Annotated in this window: 19 protein-coding genes, 6 tRNA genes and 1 other annotated feature; all 25 genes read right to left on the reverse strand. The window is 58.0% G+C overall.

Annotated features, from left to right (window positions below; all coding sequences use genetic code 11):
* Positions 1-12 precede the first annotated feature (12 nt).
* The 25 genes from ACTQY1_RS04045 to ACTQY1_RS04165 all read right to left on the reverse strand — a co-directional run bounded on the left by ACTQY1_RS04045 (position 13) and on the right by ACTQY1_RS04165 (position 20275).
* Positions 13-2667, reverse strand: a complete 2655-nt coding sequence (locus ACTQY1_RS04045) for a valine--tRNA ligase (protein ID WP_441373801.1) — start codon at positions 2665-2667, stop codon at positions 13-15.
* A 36-nt stretch (positions 2668-2703) separates the two neighbouring features.
* Positions 2704-2904 (reverse strand) — a binding site (T-box leader).
* A gap of 143 nt (positions 2905-3047) precedes the next feature.
* The gene (locus tag ACTQY1_RS04050; protein ID WP_022487198.1) at positions 3048-4772 is read right to left on the reverse strand and encodes a VWA domain-containing protein; all 1725 of its coding nucleotides are present in this window, start codon (positions 4770-4772) and stop codon (positions 3048-3050) included.
* A gap of 6 nt (positions 4773-4778) precedes the next feature.
* The gene (locus ACTQY1_RS04055) at positions 4779-5696 is read right to left on the reverse strand and encodes an AAA family ATPase (RefSeq protein WP_022487197.1); all 918 of its coding nucleotides are present in this window, start codon (positions 5694-5696) and stop codon (positions 4779-4781) included.
* A gap of 135 nt (positions 5697-5831) precedes the next feature.
* Entirely contained in the window at positions 5832-6302 is a 471-nt protein-coding gene (locus ACTQY1_RS04060; RefSeq protein ID WP_022487196.1) for a DUF805 domain-containing protein, read from the reverse strand.
* Between the two features lie 142 nt (positions 6303-6444).
* The gene (locus tag ACTQY1_RS04065; RefSeq protein ID WP_022487195.1) at positions 6445-6978 is read right to left on the reverse strand and encodes a transcription repressor NadR; all 534 of its coding nucleotides are present in this window, start codon (positions 6976-6978) and stop codon (positions 6445-6447) included.
* A 369-nt stretch (positions 6979-7347) separates the two neighbouring features.
* A tRNA-Arg gene (locus ACTQY1_RS04070) sits at positions 7348-7424 on the reverse strand.
* Positions 7425-7432: 8 nt separating this feature from the next.
* Positions 7433-7506 (reverse strand) — tRNA-Gly (locus ACTQY1_RS04075).
* Positions 7507-7517: 11 nt separating this feature from the next.
* A tRNA-Pro gene (locus ACTQY1_RS04080) sits at positions 7518-7594 on the reverse strand.
* Positions 7595-7644: 50 nt separating this feature from the next.
* Positions 7645-7720 (reverse strand) — tRNA-Val (locus tag ACTQY1_RS04085).
* An 8-nt stretch (positions 7721-7728) separates the two neighbouring features.
* Positions 7729-7803: transfer RNA gene (locus ACTQY1_RS04090), tRNA-Glu, on the reverse strand.
* A 3-nt stretch (positions 7804-7806) separates the two neighbouring features.
* Positions 7807-7881 (reverse strand) — tRNA-Asn (locus tag ACTQY1_RS04095).
* 107 nt (positions 7882-7988) lie between these two features.
* Positions 7989-8153 carry a flavodoxin family protein gene (locus ACTQY1_RS04100; RefSeq protein ID WP_441373802.1) on the reverse strand — a complete coding sequence of 55 codons (165 nt, stop codon included), beginning with the start codon at positions 8151-8153 and terminating at the stop codon, positions 7989-7991.
* A gap of 11 nt (positions 8154-8164) precedes the next feature.
* Positions 8165-10147, reverse strand: coding sequence for a TonB-dependent receptor plug domain-containing protein (locus ACTQY1_RS04105; protein WP_441373803.1), 1983 nt, complete (start codon positions 10145-10147; stop codon positions 8165-8167).
* Positions 10148-10251: 104 nt separating this feature from the next.
* The gene (locus ACTQY1_RS04110) at positions 10252-11052 is read right to left on the reverse strand and encodes a TonB family protein (RefSeq protein WP_441373804.1); all 801 of its coding nucleotides are present in this window, start codon (positions 11050-11052) and stop codon (positions 10252-10254) included.
* On the reverse strand, positions 11039-11461 hold the full coding sequence (locus ACTQY1_RS04115) for an ExbD/TolR family protein (RefSeq protein WP_022487192.1): 423 nt from the start codon (positions 11459-11461) through the stop codon (positions 11039-11041). The genes ACTQY1_RS04110 and ACTQY1_RS04115 overlap by 14 nt, the downstream gene beginning before the upstream one ends.
* Positions 11458-12111, reverse strand: coding sequence for a MotA/TolQ/ExbB proton channel family protein (locus ACTQY1_RS04120; protein WP_441373805.1), 654 nt, complete (start codon positions 12109-12111; stop codon positions 11458-11460). The genes ACTQY1_RS04115 and ACTQY1_RS04120 overlap by 4 nt, the downstream gene beginning before the upstream one ends.
* Positions 12108-12479, reverse strand: a complete 372-nt coding sequence (locus tag ACTQY1_RS04125; protein WP_441373806.1) for an ABC transporter ATP-binding protein — start codon at positions 12477-12479, stop codon at positions 12108-12110. The genes ACTQY1_RS04120 and ACTQY1_RS04125 overlap by 4 nt, the downstream gene beginning before the upstream one ends.
* A gap of 26 nt (positions 12480-12505) precedes the next feature.
* Entirely contained in the window at positions 12506-12976 is a 471-nt protein-coding gene (locus ACTQY1_RS04130; RefSeq protein WP_441373807.1) for a YhcH/YjgK/YiaL family protein, read from the reverse strand.
* Positions 12973-13866 carry an amidohydrolase family protein gene (locus ACTQY1_RS04135; RefSeq protein ID WP_308664296.1) on the reverse strand — a complete coding sequence of 298 codons (894 nt, stop codon included), beginning with the start codon at positions 13864-13866 and terminating at the stop codon, positions 12973-12975. The genes ACTQY1_RS04130 and ACTQY1_RS04135 overlap by 4 nt, the downstream gene beginning before the upstream one ends.
* On the reverse strand, positions 13853-15277 hold the full coding sequence (locus ACTQY1_RS04140) for a lipase family protein (protein WP_308664297.1): 1425 nt from the start codon (positions 15275-15277) through the stop codon (positions 13853-13855). Before ACTQY1_RS04140 ends, ACTQY1_RS04135 begins: the two co-directional genes overlap by 14 nt.
* Position 15278: 1 nt before the next feature.
* Positions 15279-15899 (reverse strand): hypothetical protein, encoded by a 621-nt coding sequence (locus ACTQY1_RS04145; RefSeq protein ID WP_308664298.1) that lies wholly within the window; start codon positions 15897-15899, stop codon positions 15279-15281.
* Between the two features lie 162 nt (positions 15900-16061).
* Positions 16062-16766, reverse strand: coding sequence for a tRNA (N6-threonylcarbamoyladenosine(37)-N6)-methyltransferase TrmO (tsaA, locus tag ACTQY1_RS04150; protein WP_279126789.1), 705 nt, complete (start codon positions 16764-16766; stop codon positions 16062-16064).
* Positions 16763-17398 carry a YSC84-related protein gene (locus ACTQY1_RS04155; RefSeq protein ID WP_022487184.1) on the reverse strand — a complete coding sequence of 212 codons (636 nt, stop codon included), beginning with the start codon at positions 17396-17398 and terminating at the stop codon, positions 16763-16765. The genes tsaA and ACTQY1_RS04155 overlap by 4 nt, the downstream gene beginning before the upstream one ends.
* Positions 17399-17431: 33 nt before the next feature.
* On the reverse strand, positions 17432-18865 hold the full coding sequence (locus tag ACTQY1_RS04160; protein WP_288311001.1) for a hypothetical protein: 1434 nt from the start codon (positions 18863-18865) through the stop codon (positions 17432-17434).
* Between the two features lie 84 nt (positions 18866-18949).
* Positions 18950-20275, reverse strand: coding sequence for an AMP-binding protein (locus tag ACTQY1_RS04165; protein WP_022487182.1), 1326 nt, complete (start codon positions 20273-20275; stop codon positions 18950-18952).
* Between the last annotated feature and the right edge of the window lie 16 nt (positions 20276-20291).

The following is a 20291-nucleotide window of genomic DNA, read 5'->3' on the forward strand; positions in this document are numbered from 1 at the left end:
CTCCTTTCCCTTTTACAGGCTGCGCAGGGTTGCCATCCGTTCCTTCAGGCCGTCGATCCGCGCCAGGATCTCCGTCTGTTTGGTCTTTTCCTTTTCCACCACTTCGGCGGGAGCCTTGGCCAGGAAGTTCTGGTTGCTCAGTTTCCCGGCTACCCGCTTGGCTTCCTTTTCCGCCCCGTCCAGTTCCTTCTGGAGACGGGCCAGTTCCTTGTCCACGTCGATAAGACCTTTGAGAGGCAGATACACCTTGGCCCCGTTCACCACAGCAGCCATGGCGTTTTCCGGAGCGGCGTCATCCATGGCCCCCAGGGTCAGGACATCCACCGTGCCCAGCTGCCGGATGTAATCCCCGTTGGCGGCGAACACGTCCCGGAGGTCGGCATCCACCAGCACCATGGCCGGAGCCTTGTGGCCGGGAGCCGCGTTCACTTCCGCCCGCATGTTCCGGATGGCCTTGATCACATCCATCACCGCAGTCATCTGTTTTTCCACGGTGTCGTCCATCAGCCCTTCATCCGCCACCGGCCAGGGAGCGATCATGATGCTCTGTCCTTCATGAGGCAGGTGCTGCCAGATTTCTTCCGTAATGAAAGGCATGTAGGGATGGAGCAGCTTCATGGCATCTCCCAGTACCCGGCACAGCACCGTCTGGGCCGTAGCCCGGGCAGCGGCGTTTTCCCGGTCGTAGAGACGGGGTTTGGCCAGTTCGATGTACCAGTCGCACACTTCGCCCCAGATGAAATCGTAGATCAGACGGCCCGCTTCGCCCAGTTCGAATTTTTCCAGATAGTTGGACACATCCCGGATGGTGTGCTGGAGCCGGGAGAGGATCCATTTGTCCGCCAGGGTGAGCGGTGCTTTTTCCGCATTCTTGTCATAACCGTCCAGGTTCATGAGAGCGAACCGGGAGGCGTTCCAGATTTTGTTGGCAAAATTCCGGGTGCTTTCGATCCGGTTCCAGTAGAACCGCATGTCGTTCCCCGGAGTATTGCCGGTGATCAGCATGAACCGCAGGGTATCCGCCCCGTACTTGTTCACCACTTCCACCGGGTCGATGCCGTTGCCCAGGGATTTGCTCATCTTCCGGCCCTGTTCGTCCCGGACCAGTCCGTGGATGAACACGTGCTTGAAGGGTTCCTTCCCCATGAATTCCTCACCCATGGTGATCATCCGGGCCACCCAGAAGAAGATGATGTCATAGCCGGTGACCAGCACGCTGGTGGGATACCAGTGTTCCAGTTCTTCCGTCTTTTGCGGCCAGCCGAAAGTGGAGAAGGGCCACAGGCCGGAGCTGAACCAGGTGTCCAGGCAGTCTTCTTCCTGATGGATATGGGTGCTGCCGCATTTGGGGCAGGCGGTAAGATCCGTCCGGGAAGCGGCCACTTCCCCGCAGTCGTCACAGTACCACACCGGGATCCGGTGCCCCCACCAGATCTGCCGGGAAATGCACCAGTCATGGATGTTTTCCAGCCATTGGAGATAGGTTTTGGTGAACCGACTGGGAACAAATTCCGTATGGCCTTCGGTGACGCATTTAATGGCTGCTTCCGCCAGGGGTTTCATCTTCACGAACCACTGGGTGGACACCATGGGTTCCACCACATGGTGGCAGCGCTGGCAGTGGCCAACGGAGTGGGGAGCATCTTCGATTTTCACCAGAAGGCCCATGTCCTTCAGATCCTGGACAATGTGCTTCCGGCATTCATACCGGTCTTCCCCTTCGTATTTGCCAGCCTCTTTGGTCATTTTCCCGTCCAGGCCAATGACCACGATCTGTTCCAGGTTGTGCCGCTGGCCCACTTCATAGTCGTTGGGGTCGTGGGCCGGGGTGATTTTCACCGCGCCGGTACCAAATTCCAGGTCCACATATTCATCGGCGATAATGGGGATCTCCCGGTTGGTGGTGGGCAGGGCGATCTTCTTTCCCACCAGTTTCCCGTACCGTTCATCCTTGGGGTTCACGGCCACGGCAGTATCCCCGGGGATGGTTTCCGGACGGCTGGTGGCGATGGTCAGGTACTGGTCCTTTTCGCCCACAATGGGATAGTTGATGTACCACAGGGCACCAGCATCGTCCTGGTGTTCCACTTCCACATCGGACAAAGCCGTACGGCAGTTGACGCACCAGTTGATCATCCGGGTGCCCTTGTAGATCAGGCCCTTTTCATAAAGGCTCACAAAGGCTTCCCGGACCGCCTGGCTCAGGCCTTCGTCCATGGTGAACCGCTGCCGGTCCCAGTCGCAGGAAATCCCCAGGCTCTTCAGCTGCCGGACGATTTCGTCCCCGTAGGCTTCCTTCCATTTCCACACCCGTTTGATGAATTCTTCCCGGCCCAGATCATACCGGGTCAGACCTTCCTTCTTCTTCAGTTCCTCTTCCACCTTGATCTGGGTGGCCAGTCCTGCATGGTCATAGCCCGGCAGCCAGCAGGTGTTGTCCCCCATCATCCGGTGCCAGCGCACCAGGATGTCCTGGAGGGTATTGTCCAGGGCATGGCCCATGTGGAGCTTGCCGGTAATGTTGGGAGGCGGGATCACCACACTGAAGGGTTTCCGGCTCTTGTCCACCGGCTGATGGAAAAAGCCGTGATCGATCCAGTATGCATACCATTTCTTCTCCACCGCAGCCGGATCATAGACCTTGGGGATGTTGTTTTCTTCTGCCATAACTCTGCCTCCTTAAAAAAATAAACCCGTCCTGCTGTATAGGACGAGTTGTTCGCGGTACCACCTACATTCTCAATTGCTTGAGCACCTTAAAGCGGCGTAACGTGCCGTGACGGACAGGGCTTTCCTCCTGCCGGCTCCAGGACGACTTCCAGCGCATTGCCCGGATGCTTCCACCACCCGCATCCTCTCTGCCGGTGCAAGGGGCGCTGTACTCCTTCCCATCATCGCCTTTGGCTGTATGGTTGTATGGAGTCATTGTAACAAGGGTGCGCGGGATTGTCAATGGGGTGGACCCTTTCAAGGCCCCGTCAACGGTCAGCGGCCGTTGAACGCCGACAGAAAAGGGGTGCTGCACAAAACGTGCAACACCCTCTTTTTCACAGCGCCTCGATCTGCCGGCACAGCATCTTGCCTACGCTGTCGGCCATTTTATCCAGATCCCGGACTTCCACACAGTCTTCCCCGAAGATCTTCCGGGCATCTTTCATGATGTGCTGATTCTCTCCGTTGATGAGCCCGATGATCCGGATCCCTTCCCGGCGGAGGCTGGCGGCTTCGTCAGCGGTGTTGGCCACGGCTTTTTCATCCCGGTATTCCGAAGAGCTAAACAGCCCGTCTCCCACCAGAGGCTTGTCGTCGTTGGGCTCCGCATCCGTGAGCATGATCAGGATCTTTTTGGTCTGGGTAAAGTCCCCCATCAGCTGCCGGGCTCCCCGGAGGGCCAGCCCGTCCCGGTTCCACCCGGTGGCCACATAGTTGAAGATGTTGGTGCACCGCTTCTTGTCCGCATAGTCCTTGAACAGGGTGAGTACCGTATAGTTCCGCAGAGTGCAGAAGGAATACACCTGGTAGGGAATCCCGCACTGGCGGAGACTTTCGGCGATCACATAGGCCTGGGAGGCGATTACCTGCTGATACTCCCCCCGGGAGGCGGAAGCATCCAGCATCAGGTCCACGGTGAAATCCGGGCTGGAGACGGTCTCCCGTTCGAAGAACACCCGGCTGTCGTTCACCTTCAGGGCCCGCCACACCAGGCCGGGTACCAGTTCCCCTTCCTTGGCGGGCACCGGCAGCCGGGTCTGGGCCATGCGCATGACGCTCCGGAGCTGGCTGGTGAGCCGGGCTATACTCTTCCGGCACTGTTCCCCGTGATCCTTGTAGTAGGCCAGGTTCTTCACCCGCTGGGCGTGGGCTCCCTCAAGCCAGCGGGAAGCTTCCCCGGTGGCCCCTTTGCTCCCCAGCCGGCCCCGGGTAAAGTGGAGATGGCACCCCTGATGAGGCCCGTTGCACCAGGCCTGGTCAATATCCAGCATTTTCCGGGGCGGGTAGATGCTGGCGCCGAAACAGTCGATGATATAGTTGTAGTTTTCCGACGCCGTCTGGCCGGTGATAATGGCCATGAGCCCGTTGTGGGCGTTTTTCCCGGCCAGGATGTCCATGGCCTGCTTCTTGGAATAGAGAAAATTGAACACGCTTTCCTGCTTCCGGAACACATGGGGCAGCAGCCAGTCGATAAAGTCCCCCAGGCCTTTGCTGATGATGACTTTTTCCAGGCTTTCCCGGACCAGGAAATGGGAGACGAAGTACTTTTTGGTAATCTTCCGGAAATGGTCGCACAGCTGCTTGGTATCCCAGGCCGGATCGAAGCAAAGATTGGCATAGAGCCCCTTAGCCCAGGGGTCATGGAGATCCAGTCCCTCCCCCAGCACCTCGTGCCACCGTGCCGCCTGCATTTCGTGGGCCACTCCGGTTTTGTCCAGTTTGGTGCCGTCAAAATAGGCCCTGGCATGCTGCTGCCGGAGATAGGGCAGCACCGGCCGCACCGGAGCCTCCTTGGCGTAGGTGGCGTATTCCAGTCCCAGCCAGAACAGGTCCGTAAAGGTATCCCGGAGGGCGCTGTCTTCCATTTCCTCGAACATCTGGTGGATCAGCTTCACATCATAATATTTCCGGGTGAAGCCCACCACCGCGTTCAGATATAGATCCGGGGTACCCTGTTCCGTATAGGCCAGAAAATCGGGATCGAACCGGTAGTCCCAGGACACGTCCCATACGATATTCAAAGCCCGGCGGCGTTTGGCATCGTACTTGAGTTTTCCCATGGTTCCTCAGTCCTCGAAAATGTCCTTTTTGGTATAGTTCCCGGGAATGTGGAGATTGATCACGTCCCGGATCAGCCCCGGTTCATATTCATCGAAGGATTTGTTCACGATTCCCAGATCCAGGGCCTTGTGGGCTTCCAGCCCGGCTTCCATCAGGTGGATGGCATCCAGCATCCCCCGCAGATCCAGGGCCTTTTCAGAGATTTCGCTTTCCTGGCATTTCTTTTCCAGGTCCTTGAAGATCTGACAGAAGGCCTTCCGGGGTTCCTTCCGCAGTCTGGGGAATTCGTCCTGGAGCAGCCGGTCCAGGGATTCCATGGAAATGGGCGGCAGCTGGATCACCGCAAACCGGGAAGCCAGGGCTTCGTTCAGTTCCCGGGTGCCGGAATAGCCGTAGTTCATGGTGGCGATGAACCGGCAGGCCTTGTGGGCATGGAGCAGGTCATAACCGGGAATATCCACCGTATGCCGGAAGTCCAGCAGAGAATGGAGCACAGCCATGGCTTCGTTCCGGGCCATGTTGATTTCATCGAAGACCCCGAATCCCCCTTTCACCGCGCACTGGTACACCGGTCCGGGACGGAATTCCACTTCCCCGTTTTTGAAGGTATCAGTGCCCAGCATCCCGGTGGCATCCATGTTGATGTGGAAGGACACGTTCCACATGGGACGGCCGAACACCGCTGCCAGGTTCTCCGCCAGCACGTTCTTCCCGGTGGCCTTGGGTCCGGCCAGCAGCAGATTCTGGCCGCACAGAAGGGCCGCAATGGCCTCTTCCCACACATCCTTTCCATAATAATGGAAATGGGGCACAGGGACACGGGCCGTCAGGTCTTCCGGGGTGGGAAATTCCTTCCGGTACGCCCGGATTCCCTGGATCAGTTCCGGGTTGATTTGTTCACTCTCTAAAAATTCCAGCATCATAAGGGCTCCCCTCGCTTGACATTTGCATCAGTAATTATTATAGCACAAAAGGGGGCATTGCACGTTACGTGCAATGCCCCCTGATTGTCAGCGGTCAGCTGCCGTTGACAGTTCTGCTGCTCTTGCTGCAGAACCTTATTCCGGCACTCCTCCGAACCGGTTGGCTCCGCTGTCACCTTTTTTCACCATCAGGTAAATATACGTGGCCAGGTTCAGGATGGGCACCAGGAACAGCAGGGTCCACCAGCCGCTCATGTCCATATCGTGGAACCGGCGGGCCAACAGAGACAGGCCGCACAGGAACATCACCAGATAGGTGAGCATCCACAGGCCCATGAGAGCAATGGCCCCCACCCCGCTTTCAAACAAGGTGAAGATGAACACGCAGCCCATGAGGAAAAAGGTCAGGCAGCTGGCCCCACCCAACAGGAGAGCCCCCCGGAGGGCCAGCTCCACCCGGCCCAGACGGCCGTGGAAATTCAGATACAAATCCAGGAGAGACGCCCAGTCCCGGGGAATCTGCCGGGCAAAAAAGTGCCGTTCCATCCACTGATAGGGGGAAAGTTTTTCATTTTTTATCGCAGAAGTTTCAACATGCAAATCCATACAGCCTCCTTGCCATCAGCGATTCCTATGTTTTCAGTCGAAAGATATTATATCTATTTTTAGCGAGAAAAGAAAGAGGCCAGGACACAAAAAAAACGCATTTCACGACAAAAACCGTTTCCGTCCTGAAATGCGCCTCTTTTTATTTGCTTTCTTCCGGCCCTTCCGCAATCAGGAAACCGCCTTCCTTCAGGCTGTCCCGGATGGCTTCCAGTTCATCCTGGGAATCCGCGGCCACGGTCAGGGTATGGACCCCCTGGGAAAGGGTAGCGATCAGAGGGATGTTGTATTTGCGGAAATTGTCCAGATACTGCTTCACATCCCGCCGGTTCTTCAGGTTCAGGAACGCCTGGATGGGCCCGCAGAAATCCGGCACCAGGGTAATGCTGGCAATCATGCCCCCGTTGTCCACCACAATGTTCAGTTCATCCCGGGCGCTGTCCGTATCCATGGCTTTGTATCTGCATTCAAAGTCCATGCTCAGGCTCCGGCCGTTGATCTGATACCCCCTCCGGGTGGAAACAATGGCCGTACCGGCGCTCCGCAGGAGAGCCATATCCAGAACAATCACCTGTCGGGATACATTCAGGTCCTTGGCCAGCTGATCCCCAGTCACCGGGCCATTGCTGCTGCGCAAAATTTCCAGGATTTTCTTTCTGCGTTCTTGATTCTTCATAATACCCCTCCCGTTTAGATTCTTTCTTTCGGATTCCCTGGACCGGTTCAGTTGCATAATCCATCTGGCAGGGCGTCAATCCTAAAGCAATTCAGCTGTATTGTATCATATTTAGTTATGATTGTCTAAATAAAATTCGTTTTAAGTTGTTTTTTCCAAACTTGCTTCCATCAGGAAAATCCGGGGTATAAGTTTATTATTTGTTTATGAATATTTTATGAAAATCTTTTATTTTCATTTGGAAAAGGGAGGTGCCTGAGAGGTACTCGTTCAAAATCAATTTGCAAAAATTGATTTCCTTCGGCCGTTGACCGCTGACAAAAAAAGAGGATACTGCATGATTTCTGCAATATCCTCTGCACTTTCACTTGGTGACCCTGGAGTGATTCGAACACTCGACACACGGCTTAGAAGGCCGTTGCTCTATCCAGCTGAGCTACAGGGCCAAATAAAATGGAGCGGGTGATGGGAATCGAACCCACGTAACTAGCTTGGAAGGCTAGGGCTCTACCATTGAGCTACACCCGCATGAGAAAAATTGGTCGGAGCGACAGGATTTGAACCTACGACCCCCTGCTCCCAAGGCAGGTGCTCTACCAAACTGAGCTACGCCCCGTCGCACGTACAGGCCAACTTGGTTATAAACAAAAAAAGGTAAAAAAAATATGGTGGGCGCTAACAGGATCGAACTGCTGACATTCTGCTTGTAAGGCAGACGCTCTCCCAGCTGAGCTAAGCGCCCAAAAGAAGTGGTGACCGGAGGGGGAATCGAACCCCCGATACCGCCGTGAAAGGGCGGTGTCTTAACCGCTTGACCATCCGGCCACTTGGCTCCCCGAGTAAGACTCGAACTTACAACAACTCGATTAACAGTCGAGTGCTCTACCATTGAGCTATCGGGGAATTCTTGCGACGCTCATGCGCTGCGAGTGTTATTATATAAAAGATGGTACAAAATGTCAACAGGTTTTTCCAATTTTTTTTGGAGGAAAAGAAAAAAAAGTCAACGGTCAATGGTCAGCTGCCAAAGGAAGCCAAATACCAGGCACTTGGCTTCGAACAAGGGACGGGCGAACCAGGCGGCGTTTTCCAGATCCCGGCAGGGCGGCGGCTATGGTTTCCGCCACCTTCCGGGTGTTGCCGGTACGGCTGGAATACAGTACGATGGTTTTCATGGGCATCCTTCTTAGAATTTCCATTCAGCGCCGGCTCTCCAGACCCGTCCGTCGGTCCAGATGCTGTCGCTGCTGTCGAATTTTTTGTTGAACAGGTTGTCAATCCCTGCGTACAGGGACAGGCTGCCGATGTCCTTGGTCACCACGAAATTGGTAAGGCTGTAGGAATAGGACTTGTTGTCGGCGCTGGTGAGATAGTTCTGGTACCACTGGTTGTACAGGGTGGCAGTCCAGGGATCCTTTTTGGCATCGGTCCAGGACAGTTCCACAGTGCCGGTATTCAGGGCCCGGCCGGTGAGCCGCTTGTTGGTGTTCCCATCCCGGGCATCCAGGTAGGTGTAGTTGGCCCGGGCGCTCCAGTGTTTGTCGAACTTATACCGGGTTTCCGCTTCCACCCCGTTAAAGGTGGCCTTGTCCACGTTCCGGTACTTGTACAGGAAGTTCCGGATCCCGCCGCTGAAGCTCAGGGACACTCTTTCCGAATCAATTAGGTTGGAGATCTTGTTGTGGAAGTAGGTGAGTTTCCCGGTGGCCTTGCCCTTTTCCCCTTCCAGGCTGATGTCGAAGTTGGTGGATTTTTCCGGCTGCAGATCCGGGTTCCCTTCCACGATCACCCGCATGGAGGCAATGGGGGAATGGATCATCTGGGAGTACAGTTCGAAGATGGTGGGAGCCCGGAAGGCCTTGCCGTAGTTCACTTTCAGCCGGCTGGCCTTGCTGAAGCTGTAGGTGAGCCCGGCCCGGGGGGACCATTCGCTGCCAAAGCTGTCATGATGATCGAACCGGACAGAGGGAACGAACAGCAGCTTGTCTCCCAGCTTCATTTCGTCTTCCAGATAGAAGGCATAGGAATTCTGGCTGGCAGACCCGTAGGGACTGGTCATGCCCAGATACCGTTCGATCCGGGTGTCCCCGCCCGGGTTGGCGAACCGGGTGCCCCCGGCTTTCTGGTTCTTCACTTCCATGCCGTAGGTAAGGGTGTTGTTTTTGTCCATCTTGTAGGTGTTCTTGGCTTCGTTGACCCAGGTGGAATACCGGGCATGGTTGAAATCGTCCCAGGCGGCTGTCCGGGTACGGCCCACTTTCCCCAGCCGGCTGTAGTAGGACTGGATCTCCCAGTCGTTCTTCCGGTCGAAGCCGTAGTACTTCACATGATAGTCGGACCGGTTGTTGTCATAGTAGCTGGTGGTGGTGCCGGCGGTGGTGCTGCCGGACAGGCTGGTGAGCTGTTCTTTCATGAAACTGGCCCCGAAGTCCAGGCCGCTGTGATCATTGAACCGGTAGTTCCCATTGAAGGAGAAATTCCGCCGGGGGCCGTACATGTTGGTACTGCCGTTGTTGTCCTCCTTCCGGACCTTGGTCAGGTTGAAATCGAAGTTCATGTTCAGCTTCCCCATGTCCCCGGTGGCAAAGCCTCCGTACACGGAAGATTCCAGGCTGCCGGTGCGGGTGCCCGCATAGCCGCCCTGGGGCTTGTTCTTTTTGGTGATGATGTTGATCACGCCTCCGGTGGCATCACTGCCCCAGACGGCGGAACCGGATCCCCGGAGGATTTCCACCCGGTCGATCTGGTTCACGTTGATCCGGTCCAGCTCGTAGGCATTCATGGTGCTGGCGGAATCTTCTCCGGCAATCCGGCGGCCATCCACCAGGATCAGGGTTTCCGTGGTTCCCATGCCCCGGACGCTTACCTTGTTCCCCACCATGGAGGTGCCGTTCCGGGACACGTCGATGCCCGTGGCGTTCTTGATGGCGTCCCGGACGTTGTAGGCCCCTTTCTTTTTCATTTCGTCAGCCTTGATCACCTGGACCGCCATGGGGACCTGTTTTTCCTCCAGCTTGGTCCGGGTGGCGGTGACCACCGTCTCTCCCAGTTCCAGATTGTCCATCGCAGTATCAGATGCCTCTGCGGCACTGCACAGCTGGGCACCGCCCAGTACGGTTGCCAGGCTTACCGCCAGCAGGATTCTTCTTTTCAGCCACGTTTGATCCATGGTAACGCTCCTTTACACTGTATTTTGCAGGTCATTCCTTTCCGCATGTTTCAGATTCCCCCCGTGAGACCGGTCCGCCCGAAAGCCGCGGCCGGTCTCCCCGGTCAGTTCAGCCGGAAGGTAAATGTTTTTGTCGCATAGCACCGGACCGGGTATCCTTCCTTGTACGCCGGTTCAAAAGCATAGCCGTAGGCCGCATCCAGGGCTGCCTGTTCCATGGGACCATAGCCGGAACTGGACACCACCGAAGCGCTTTCCACGGAGCCGTCCTTCCCCACAATCATCCGGACCCGGACGGAGCCCTGGATCCCGTGATTCCGGAGCGCATCAGGATATTCCGGCGCCGGCCCTCCCAGGAAGCTGGCGGATACATCGGACTGAACCGCTTCCGTGTCGAAGCCGGGGCCATCCGCCCCTGCCGGGCCCGGAGGTTCTCCCGGGCTGCCTGACGGATTGCCCCCATTGGAGACTCCGTCAGGACTGCCCCCTTCCAGATCCCCGGCAGCCTGGCCGCTGGAAGATGCGTCTCCGCTGCCGGTCAGAGCCGAACTGGCATTTTCTGTCGGTACAGGGGCTGCCGGGCTGTTCTGGGCAGCGGTACGTTCTTCCGGAATGGCATCCGGGGCCGTCATCCGGGGCACCGCCGGAACCTGGGGACGGGAAGCAGCAGTCATCGGCTTTTGTCCTGCTGCAGGAGCCGGAGGGTTCCCGTTCCCCAGCCGGGCCCCGGGCACTTCCCCATACCCATGATAGGGACTGCCAGAAACGATGTTTACGGTGTAGACTTTATCCTGTTCCTGCTGTTTCTGCCAGGCCTGGAACCCGGCGCTCCCCAGAACCAGGAACACCGCCAGATGGACCCCCAGGGACACCAGCAGCCCCTTCCGGCTGTCACTGCTGCCCATGGTCCGCCGCCTTTTCCGCCGCCAGGCCCACCCGGAGGATCCCGGCGGCCTTGCAGTCGTCCAGGAGCCCCAGGACCTTTTCATAGGGCACCTGCCCGTCCCCGTAGATTACCAGGGAAAACTGGGGGTCTTTGGCCGCAGCGGCTTTGGCCTGGGCGATGAGGGCTTCCCGGGTCACCGGTTTCGTCCCCAGGTACAGACTGCCGTCCGCCTTGACCGCCACATTGAACCGGGCCTCCGGCTGGATCCGGGTCTGGGTGGCCGCTGGCAGCTGGACCGGCACCGTTTCCACTTCACTCATGTTCATGGTGGTAACGATGAAGAACACCAGCAGCAGGAAACTCATGTCGATCATGGGACTGATCATGATTCCCAGGTCGTTTTTTTTCCGGTCCTTCAGCTTGATCATGCCCGCCTCCGTTCCGAATGGCTGCATACGCTGAAGGTTTCCTTCTTCCGCACCGCTTCCAGAAGGGTGTTGCCCATTTCCTCGATGTTCAGGGTGATGGTCTTCATCCGCCGTTCAAAATATCCATGGAACACTACGGCGATAATGGAGATGCACAGGCCAAATACCGTGGTAATCAGGGCTTCCGCCAAGCCGGAGGTAACTCCCATAGGGTTGGTCATCCGCTGGGTCAGGTGGGTAAAGGCTCCCATCATCCCGGTAACAGTACCCAAAAGTCCCAGCACCGGAGCCAGGGTCACGATAATGTTCAGATAGGGCAGGTTCTTCTCGAATTTGTCCAGGGCCCGTTCCGCCCGGTAGCTGATGAAGTTTTCCAGGTACCCGTAATTGTCATGCCGCTCCATGACAATGGTGGCCAGCTTGGCGATTTCTCCCTGGGTGTGGTCCGCCAGTTCCTTGGCCTGGTACCAGTCATTGTTTTCCACATAGGTGCAGAAGTCCTTGGTGAATTCCCGGCCGCTGTCTGCCTTCCGGAAGAACAGCATCCGTTCCACCCCGATGGCCAGGGCAGCAATGGAACAAAAAAGCAGGGGCCACATGACCCAGCCCCCTTTGATGAAATAATCCACGCCTGCAGTCAGTATGTTCATGTTTCCTCTCTCTTTCCAGCCGCATTGTCTCCGGCTTCTTTCTTCCATAAGGCATAATACAGGCCCCGGCGGGCCAGCAGTTCTTCCGGAGGGCCCTCCGCGTATTTCTTCCCGTTCTGGATCACCACCACCCGGTCGCTGACTTCCAGAGCCTGGCCCAGGTCATGGAGGACCATGACGATGCCCATACCATTTTCCCGGTTCAGCTTCTTGACCAGCTGCATCACTTCCACCTGGTAGGAAATGTCCAGAAAAGCAGTTGGTTCGTCCAGGAACAGAAGATCCGGCTGCTGGGCCAGCACCGTGGCGATCCACACCCGCTGGGCTTCGCCTCCGGAACAGTCGCAGAAATGTTGCAGGGTTTTCACATAAAAAGCAGGCTGACTCCCTGCTTTTATTGATCCATCCGTACCTTGACTACGATTTTTTTTACCTTTTCCGCCTTCCCGTCAAATTGGCAGTTGGGCCGATGGACTTCCCAGGGGTAGAAAATGGCGAAATCCCGTTTTTCCAGCTTCACCACGTTTTCCTTTTTCACCTGGCCGTAGAACACCACGTCATTGGCTTCCCGCCGGTCTTCGGTGATCTCTCCGGCATTTTCCACGTCGGTGTAGCCGATGGCTTCCCGTCCGGCACCCAGGATCTGGATGTCGATGTACTGAAAGTGTTTTTCCGGCCGCCGGTCCCGGGCCGGTTCCGTTTCATACTCGTTGACGCTGGCAAAGATGTCTTCTCCGGCCAGCAGTTTCTTTCCCACCGGCAGCTCCGTTACATCCCGTTCCGCCAGCAGTTCAAGGGCCTTTTTCACCGGCCCGGTAAGCTGGCCTGCCAGCCGGTCCAGATGGTCCAGATTTCCTGTAATCATGCGTTCTCCTCCTTGGGCAGGAGCCCCAGCAGCTTGGTGTAGACCCGCAGGGCGTTCCTGTAGAAAAATTCTTCGTGGTGGGCTTCCGGCACCACCAGCTTCATATTTTCGATATAGCTGTGGATATTGATAAGCGGCCAGTCGGTGCCGTAGATCACCTTGTCATACCGGTCCACATAGTCCAGCCACATCCGGATATAGCGGAAATAATCCCGGTGCTTTTCGTAGAAGATGGCCCCGTCGAACTTCCCTTCCAGGAGCCCAGACAGGTCCACATACACATTGGGATTCTTGGCCACCACTTCCATGGCGTCCAGGATCCAGGGATTGCCGCAGTGGGCAATGACGAACTTCACCCGGGGGAACTGGCCCGCCACTTCGTCGATGGTGAGAGGATGGGCGTATTTCAGAAACCCGTGGCCCCCGGCGGTGTCTCCCGTATGGAACACCACCGGCACCTGGTAGGCTTCCGCCAGTTCATACAGGGGAAAATGCCGTGGATCATAGGCATACACCTGGTTGTAGCCGGTGTAGATCTTGATCCCCACACAGTGGGGGTTCCGGACCACCGGTTCGAATTCCTGGGCGGTCTTTTCGCAGTTCTCTTTGGTAAGGGCGTTGCTTTCCAGCCCGGCACAGAAGGCGATTTCCGCCGGCTGGTTGTAAGGATCCAGGGTGCAGGGGCCCGCCAGATCCGGCACCCTGGGCACCACCCCTCCGAACCGGCTGGGCCCCAGAGGTGCGTTGCCCATGGCCACCGACAGCACCACGTTGTTCTCCCGGCAGGCCTTCAAATAGTTCTCCACTGTATTTTCATGGCCGGCGGCTTTAGCCACCTGGTCGAAGCCTTCATACCGGAAAAAATGCATATGGCCGTCAATGATTTTCATTCAAATTCCCCTCTTCCCGCAAAAATATCCACAATGGTTCCTGCCTGTTGGCTTCCGGCAGGACGTTCTGTACTTCTTTTTTCTGTTCTTCCCACAGGGTCAGCAGGCTCTGGAGTACTCCCTGCTCGAAGCGCACCCGGGTGGTTCCTGCTGTGACCCGGTGGACTCCGCCATTCCTCAGGTCCAGCACTTCCTGGCCCAGCTGGATGGACCATTTGTCGCTCTGGCCCACCCGGTGCCGATCCACCTGGGCCACCACCAGGATGTCCGCCCCGGCCTGCCGGGCTTTCTGCCGGATCTCTTCCTGGGACCAAAGATCCTCGCTGCCGGCGGTGTGCCGGTACTCCAGCACCACATACCGGGGCAGCAGGTTCCGGTATTCATCCAGCAGGAATTGGCCCAGATCCGGGGAATACCGGGTATCCGCCCCGTTGTCCCGGCTCAGGATCACCAGGGCCGTCAAGGGACCGGCGCCTTCCCGCTGCTCCCAGGGCGCCGGGGGCCAGATTCCCGCTTCCACCGCCTTCTGCCGTTCCTGATAATAATCCCGCACCGCCAGGTCCAGATAATAGGAAATGGGATGCTGGTAGTCCGTGTATTTTCCCGACAGGGCATATTCTTTCTTTTCTCCGAACTGCTGATACCCGGACCGGGTCACGGTCTGGAGCGCCCCGGGCACCGGGTCCAGAGAGGTCACCGCCCGGAGCAGGCTGATCTTCGTTCCGTATTCCCGGGCAAAAGCCCGGTTTCCCACCGCCGGGGCCCCGAAGGTGATCACCGGGATCTGGGCCCGGGATACCCCCTGGGCCGCCAGTTCTTCTCCCACCAGGGTGGCCCCGGCTCCGCCCAGGCTGTGGCCGGTGAGCAGCAGCCGTTCCCTGGGATGGGTTTTCAGGTAGTCCCCCAGGTTTTCCGTCTTCCCGTCCCCATCCACATCCAGAGGCTGGGAAAGAGCCGTCCGGGCGTACTGGAGGAAGCCTTTGTGGACCGCTGGTCTGTCCGTTTCTCCGACGGCCGGTTTCCCGGAAGGATAGTCCACCGTCTCCATCTGGAGATTCAGCTTCCAGTCCCCTTTGGAGGCACTGCCCCGGAAGGCCAGCACATTCCAGATTTTCCCCCGGAGGGGATCCGGTTTCCGGGCCAGGGTGAAGTTCACTTCCGTTTTCCCGTCCTTCAGGGTATAGGGAGTGAGCTTCCAGCCGTAGTCTTCCAGATACCGGACTTCTTCACTGTTTTCCGGGTGATAGCTGCCGGCGCACACGGCCGCTGCCATGGCCGTCATGGCCGCCTGTTTCACCGGACGGTCCGGCGCCGGCTGGGAGGCCGCCCAGGCCGCCCGGTGCAGCACCAGCAGGGCAGCGGCCGCCAGAAAACGGACCAGCCGTCCCCCTTGATTTCTTTTCAGGACCATCTCAGGCCCGGGGATTCCGGGTGTTCAGGTCCTGGAGGTCCGGCTGGCTCAGACGGATATACACCGGCCCGTCCAGGAGGGTTCCCAGTTCGTCCGTCTGGAACAGGATGGAAATGCTCCCGTCCTGGTTCAGGAAGAAATCTTCCGGCACCCGGGTCACCTGCTTGGTGGGATGGATCTTCACATCACTGCTGTTGTAGCACTGGTTGGCCAGGTATCCGTTCAGGTCGGCCACCGTCACCCGTACAAAGGCGGACAGAGGCAGCCGCTGGCCGCTGGCCAGTTCATACACCACGGCACTGGTCCGGACCTTGTTGTCGCTGCCCTGGGTCCGCAGATCGCTGAGCACCAGGGAAACCAGCTGGTTGTCCTCGTATTTGGTTTCATACCAGGTCCGGCCGGAGGTGAACTTCCGGTCCACGAACCCGGCCCGGAAATCATCCATAAAGGTCTTGATGTCCTTGTTGATCATGGTATCCGCTTTTTTGTTCTTGGTATGTACCACCGGCCAGGTCATTTCCAGGTTCCCCACCTGGGCCTGCTGGCTTTCCACCTCGGCAAAAGCCGGGACGGACAGGCTGAAGCAAAGGGCCAGAGCCGCCAAAGCCGCTTTTTTAAACATGGTTCCACGCTCCTTTTTTCCTTAATATTCCTAGTATAACATAAAAAGATGCGGTTGGATAAACAACCGCATCTGGTCGGAAGAGGGAATTGCAAGACAGATAAAAAAAGAGCTGTTCTCTGTAAAATACAGGTAACAGCTCTTTTTTTCTTATTTTGATGATTATTGAATCTTTTCAATGGAAATTACAGTTACATTTTCTTCTGCAATGCGGAACTTTACATTCCATTCTCCGAAGGCCATACCGTAGATCCGGTCCGGATCTTTCTGGTAATGGGGCCGGGGGTCCTGAGACAGGATCCCCAAAAGGGCCCCCCGCTGGTCTTCCGGCAGTTTGGCCAGAAGGTCCGGGGAACACCGGACCTCCAGGGTGCTGTCCGCCCCCTGGGCGAAGCCGCTCCGTGCGTCGGGACGGGCATCGGCGTAGGGCACATAGGGCTTGATGTCATAAATGGGGGTACCGTCCATCAGGTCCGCCCCCTTCACCCACAGTTCCGGGCCATGGGGGCCCTCCCAGATGATTTTGTCCAGTTCCACCAGGGACAGGCCCAGGGGATTGGGACGGAAGGGGGACCGGGTGGCGAAGACCCCCAGACGGGTATTGCCTCCCAGCCGGGGCGGCCGCACGGTAGGCGACCAGGTGTGGTTCTTGGAAAAGCCCCAGATCAGCCACAGGTGGGAGAACCCTTCCAGGCCCCGGAGGGCTTCCCGTTCCCGGAACCCTTCCGCCATTTCCACCCGTCCTGTCAGATCCGGCACCAGGCCGCTCTGCCGGGGCAGGCCGAATTTTTCCGGCAGCAGGCCCCGGTACCAGGCCACCGGCCGGAGGGTCAGGAGGCCCTGTTCCAGGGATTGAGGTTCCGTCATTTCACCACCGTGTTCACATTCAGGTCCTTGTCCACATAGAACCGGGTGCCCTTTACGGTAAGATCAGCGGCCAGACCCTTGGTGGTCACCTGGTACATCCACATACCCGGTGCCACCTGGAAGGAGCCTTCCAGGGCGTCCCCGTTGACTCCGTCTCCGGCAGCAGCCACCGCTTCACCACCAAAAGTCCATCCTTTGGTAATGAAAGAATTGAAGGCGTCTTCATTGCCGAACACAAAGATGATGTTGGACTGCCGGACCCCCAGGCCCAGGCCCACTTTCATCTCGCCCATTTTCATGAACACTTCCCGGCCGCTGTGCTGGTTGATGGCCCGTCCCCGGCCGTGGCCCCCACCTAAAAGTCCCACGCTGTAGCTGGTGTCCACAAACACTGCATAGCCAAAAGCGTTCTGGATGGCCTTCCGGGACTGGGGTTTCCGTTTGTACAGATCCAGCAGGGCCTTGTAGGTCTTGGTCCGCAGTTCCGCCCGTTCCCGGTCTTCTTTGGTCAGAGGAGCCGTCTGGGCCGTTTTATCACCGGCCGGCTGGGCCGCAGCCCCCGCAGCAAAGCAGGGAGCCGTCAAAGCCAGAGCCGCCAGCAGAGACGCCGTGATTTTTTTCGTTTGTTTCATGATCAGACCCTCTTCACTCTTTACTCTTCACTCTTATTTCTCCGGCTTCAGATACCCGCCGCCCTGGAGTTCGTAGGTCTTGCCGCCCAGCCAGGCGTTGGCGGCACTGCTGCTGTTGTAGTACAGGGTGTGGCCGTTGCCCTTCAGGTTGGTCAGGGCCGTAGTTCCGTCGGTGAACCCGTCCACATGGCTGTCAGCGGTCAGGGACCAGCTGGAGGAGGCGTCCAGGTTCACGTCCACCTTCTTGCCGGTGTTATCCGTATTAATGGCTCCGGACCAGTGGCTGCCGTTCTGGAGGTCCATCAAGATGGTGCTGCTGGCGTCCACGGACACATTGCCGTAAAGCCCCTGGTTGTTGGCCATGAAGGTCAGGTCACCGCCGTTGGTCCCGGCGTCCCCGAACTGGTTGGCTTCCACCCGGATCAGGGTGCCCCCCAGATACTGCATGGTGGTCATTTCCGAATAGATCCGGGCTGCGGTATTGGTCACGTAGAACAGGGGGCCTTCCTTCAGGCTCCGGAGAGCGGACCCTTTGGCGGCGAACCGGCCCAGGGCCTTGCCGTCAGTGCCGTTGTCCCGGGTCTTGTTCTGATACAGCATCACCCCGTGGCTGCCGTTGCCGGACAGATCCACATATTCCAGATGGATGGAGTTGTTCCCTTCCACCACGGCGATTTCACTGGCTCCGGCGGTGCCCTTTACTTCGCTGACCTTGATGGTTCCCTTGGAATACACCAGGGGAGAGCCTTCTCCGGAAGTGTTGATGGTGCTCTTGCTCACTGTCACGCTGGCTCCGGAAGGTTCCGTTGCCAGGGCCGCAGACCGGATACCGGTGGTACCGATGTTGATGTTGTCCGCCGTAATGGTACCCCCTTCGGTGGCATCCAGGCCCCGGGAAGAAGCCCCGGTGGTGCGGATGTTGGAATCGTGGAGCTTCACGCTGCCTTTGGACCCAGTGGCGAACACGGCGTTGGCCCCGTCCGCTTCCGTCCGGATGGTGCACCCGTCCATGGCAAGGGCTCCGTCTGCAGCCAGCACGGCTGCATTCTGGCCGTGGAACTTGCTGCCCAGCACGTCAGTGGTGGCGCCGCTTTTGGTAATGGCCCCATGGGACAGTGTCACGTCCGCCCCGTTCTTCACCAGAAGGGCACTTTCGTCCGCCACCAGAGCCGCATAGCTGTCAGCCAGAGCGGTCTTTTCGCCGCTGACCACCTTGGCAGCACTGTAATTGTCCGCCGGCAGGGGTTCTGCCGCCGTGGTTTCTGCAGCTGCCGTTTCCGCCGGGGCAGTCTTTTCAGTCGTTTTTTCCGCCTTGGCAGCGGCTTTTTCGGCCTTGGCCGGTTTCGCCGTTTCCGTCTGGGCAGAAGTGGCGGCAGCAGCCGCCGTGGTCTTATGGGCCGCCCAGGCGCAAGGGGTGGACAGCAAAGAGGCCAGGATGGCCAATGTTAAAATCTTGGAATTTTTCATGGGAATCCCTACTTTCCTGTATATACTTCTACATAATATAGTATACCGCAAAAGGGTGCCACCGTAAACGATGGCACCCTTTTGTCACGAATGAGGGTATGAGAACGCCAGACTCTCCTTCACCTTCTTGTAATCCACCTTCCCCACTCCCGTAAGGGGCAGCTGGTCCAGCTGTTCCCACCGGCCGGGGATTTCTCCCGGGAGCAGGGTTTTCCGGAGGGCTTTTCGTACCTGGGGCAGGGTGATCCCCGGTTCCAGCACCACACCAGCGCCCAGGTCTTCTCCCCGCTTTTCGTCCCGGACGGGCACCACACAGGCATCCCGTACCCCAGGCACCTGCAGCAGGGCCTGTTCCACCCGGCTGCAGCTGATGGTAAGGCCTCCCTTGTTGATTACCTGACCCCGGCGGCCCAGGAAGATCAAATATCCGTCCTTATCGAAATATCCCATATCCTTCAGGGTACAGGGCCGGGACAGACCAGCCACATGGTAAGGCGTATCGATCCAGATCATCCCCTCCCGGAGCTCCACCTTCACCCCGGGGCAGGGCTTTCCCACGCTCTGGGGATGGGCCAGCAGCTCCTCATAGGTGAGCCAGGTGATGTAGTCCAGTTCGCTGGCCCCGTAATACAGCAGGACCTGGCTGGAAGGAAAATGCGCTTTCAGGGTCCGGGCTGTTTCCCCATCCAGCAGCTGGGACCCTGCCAGCACCGTCTTCATGGCCGGATAGGACCGCTCCAGCACCTGGAGCAACAGTTTCAGCTTCACCGGCACCAGGTACAGCAGGGTCACCGGGTACCGGTCCAGCAGGTCCTTCCATCGGATGCTCCGAAGGTTGGTGGCCAGCACCAGGGTGGCACCGGCATGGAGCAGCTGGGCCCACACATTCAGGTTCCCGGTAAAGCTCATGCTCCCTTCACAGAAACCCACCGTGTCCCGGTCCACCTGGAACTTCCGGTCCTGTTCCGGAAAGAAATCCCCCCAGCTGCCATAGGTCCGGAACATCAGCTTGGGCAGCCCGGTGGAGCCGCTGCTCAGGACCCCCATGCACAGTTCCCTGGCCGGCACTGGAGCCTCCGGGCACCCGGGCCGCAGGATTCCGTCGTCGATCCACCCGATCTGCCGGACCCGAGCCAGTTCGTCCGCCGCCTCTTTTGACAGGTCCGGATGGCCCAACACCGGCACCCAGCCTGCCAGTTCCGCGCCCAAAAAGGCTTCCAGCTGAGCCGCCGGTCTGGGCCGGATGATCAGAACAGTTTGCCGGGGAATCCCCAGCTGCTTCAGGCTGTCCCTGTACACCCGGGCCTTCCGGGCCATTTCCCCATAGGAAAAGACCTGTTTCTCTTCCACCAGGCAGGCCTTTTCCGGCTGGACCCGGGCCCATTGTTCCAGTATCGTTCCATAATCCATGGCTGATTCTTCTTTC

Source organism: Acidaminococcus sp. HCP3S3_G9_1 (genome assembly GCF_052122455.1).
Lineage (GTDB): Bacteria > Bacillota > Negativicutes > Acidaminococcales > Acidaminococcaceae > Acidaminococcus.

Bases quoted from the DNA above. Each gene is read 5' to 3' on its own strand.
- ACTQY1_RS04155 (WP_022487184.1), bottom strand. From the start codon at position 17,398: ATGAAACAAACGAAAAAAATCACGGCGTCTCTGCTGGCGGCTCTGGCT.
- ACTQY1_RS04120 (WP_441373805.1), bottom strand. From the start codon at position 12,111: ATGAACATACTGACTGCAGGCGTGGATTATTTCATCAAAGGGGGCTGG.
- ACTQY1_RS04060 (WP_022487196.1), bottom strand. From the start codon at position 6,302: ATGGATTTGCATGTTGAAACTTCTGCGATAAAAAATGAAAAACTTTCC.
- ACTQY1_RS04110 (WP_441373804.1), bottom strand. From the start codon at position 11,052: ATGGGCAGCAGTGACAGCCGGAAGGGGCTGCTGGTGTCCCTGGGGGTC.
- ACTQY1_RS04105 (WP_441373803.1), bottom strand. From the start codon at position 10,147: ATGGATCAAACGTGGCTGAAAAGAAGAATCCTGCTGGCGGTAAGCCTG.
- ACTQY1_RS04065 (WP_022487195.1), bottom strand. From the start codon at position 6,978: ATGAAGAATCAAGAACGCAGAAAGAAAATCCTGGAAATTTTGCGCAGC.
- tsaA (WP_279126789.1), bottom strand. From the start codon at position 16,766: ATGACGGAACCTCAATCCCTGGAACAGGGCCTCCTGACCCTCCGGCCG.
- ACTQY1_RS04115 (WP_022487192.1), bottom strand. From the start codon at position 11,461: ATGATCAAGCTGAAGGACCGGAAAAAAAACGACCTGGGAATCATGATC.
- ACTQY1_RS04100 (WP_441373802.1), bottom strand. From the start codon at position 8,153: ATGAAAACCATCGTACTGTATTCCAGCCGTACCGGCAACACCCGGAAG.
- ACTQY1_RS04045 (WP_441373801.1), bottom strand. From the start codon at position 2,667: ATGGCAGAAGAAAACAACATCCCCAAGGTCTATGATCCGGCTGCGGTG.
- ACTQY1_RS04055 (WP_022487197.1), bottom strand. From the start codon at position 5,696: ATGATGCTGGAATTTTTAGAGAGTGAACAAATCAACCCGGAACTGATC.
- ACTQY1_RS04050 (WP_022487198.1), bottom strand. From the start codon at position 4,772: ATGGGAAAACTCAAGTACGATGCCAAACGCCGCCGGGCTTTGAATATC.
- ACTQY1_RS04140 (WP_308664297.1), bottom strand. From the start codon at position 15,277: ATGGTCCTGAAAAGAAATCAAGGGGGACGGCTGGTCCGTTTTCTGGCG.
- ACTQY1_RS04145 (WP_308664298.1), bottom strand. From the start codon at position 15,899: ATGTTTAAAAAAGCGGCTTTGGCGGCTCTGGCCCTTTGCTTCAGCCTG.
- ACTQY1_RS04130 (WP_441373807.1), bottom strand. From the start codon at position 12,976: ATGATTACAGGAAATCTGGACCATCTGGACCGGCTGGCAGGCCAGCTT.
- ACTQY1_RS04165 (WP_022487182.1), bottom strand. From the start codon at position 20,275: ATGGATTATGGAACGATACTGGAACAATGGGCCCGGGTCCAGCCGGAA.
- ACTQY1_RS04135 (WP_308664296.1), bottom strand. From the start codon at position 13,866: ATGAAAATCATTGACGGCCATATGCATTTTTTCCGGTATGAAGGCTTC.
- ACTQY1_RS04160 (WP_288311001.1), bottom strand. From the start codon at position 18,865: ATGAAAAATTCCAAGATTTTAACATTGGCCATCCTGGCCTCTTTGCTG.